General features: G+C 68.8%; 2 protein-coding genes. Both read right to left on the bottom strand.

Annotation, left to right across the window (positions count from 1 at the left end; all coding sequences use genetic code 11):
• On the bottom strand, positions 1-524 hold a 524-nt coding region (locus tag ABT130_RS47675), incomplete at its 3' end, for a 1-phosphofructokinase family hexose kinase (protein WP_350966514.1).
• The coding region (locus ABT130_RS47670) for a DeoR/GlpR family DNA-binding transcription regulator (protein ID WP_350966513.1) at positions 521-1,072 on the bottom strand (552 nt) is incomplete at its 5' end. The genes ABT130_RS47675 and ABT130_RS47670, both read right to left, overlap by 4 nt.

Here is a 1,072-nt window from a genome sequence, read left to right as displayed (position 1 = left end):
GCCAGCGCGTGCATCAGCGCCGGCCCGCTGGTATCGACCGCGACGTTGATCCCCGCACCGCTGAAACGCTCACACAAACGCGCATACACATCAACGGGCACCGCAGGCGGCAGGCTACCGGAGGCCACCACCCAGTCCGCGCTGCCGGCCGCACCGAGCACGGCCTCGGCGATGGCCTCCAACTCCGCCGCCGACAACGCCGTCCCCGGCTCGTTGATCTTCGTGACCGTGCCGTCCGGCTCGGCCAGCGCGACATTGGAACGAGTGGCCCCGGCCACCGGCACGGTGACCATCTCGATGCCCTCGGCTGAGAGCAGGCTCACCAGCCGCCGCCCCTCATCCCCGCCGAAAGGCACCACCGCACACGAGCGAACCCGGTTGGCCAGCAACGCCCGCGAGACGTTGACCCCCTTACCACCGGGATCCAGATGGGTGGCCGCGGCCCGGATCACCGCCCCGCGCGTCAACGCCCCGACCTCGATCGTGCGATCCAGACTGGGATTGAGAGTCAAGGTGACGATCACGCCCGGATCACCTCGGGCCCGGCCGCGGCCATCTCGGCCGCCACCCCGGCATCGAGCCCCACATCACTGATCACCACATCGATCTCCTGCAGCGCGGCGAAACGAGACAGATAGGTATTGGCGAACTTGGTGTGATCGGCCAGCAGCACGCACCGCTGCGCGGCCTCGACCATCGCCCGTTTGATCGCGGCCTCGGCCGGATCCGGGGTCGTCAGCCCCTTGGCCACCGAACAACCGTTGGCCGCCATGAACGCCACGTCCACATGCAGATCGGCCAACGGCCGCAGCGCCCAGTCATCAACCGTGGCCAAGGTCCGCCCCCGCACCCGCCCACCCAACATGAACACCGTCAGATTCGCGCGGGTGGCCAGCGCGGTCGCCAACGGCGGCGAGTTCACGATCACCGTCAACTCCCGATCCACCGGCAACGCCTGCACCAAACGGCCCGTCGTGGTGCCCGCGTCAATCACGATCGCGCCATCTTGCGGCAACTCGGCCAGCGCCGCCTTGGCGATACGCTCCTTCTCCGCCGTCATCACCTCATCGCG

Source organism: Streptosporangium sp. NPDC001681, assembly GCF_040298085.1.
Taxonomy (GTDB): Bacteria; Actinomycetota; Actinomycetes; order Streptosporangiales; family Streptosporangiaceae; genus Streptosporangium.
This window is presented reverse-complemented; position numbering and strand designations above follow the sequence as displayed.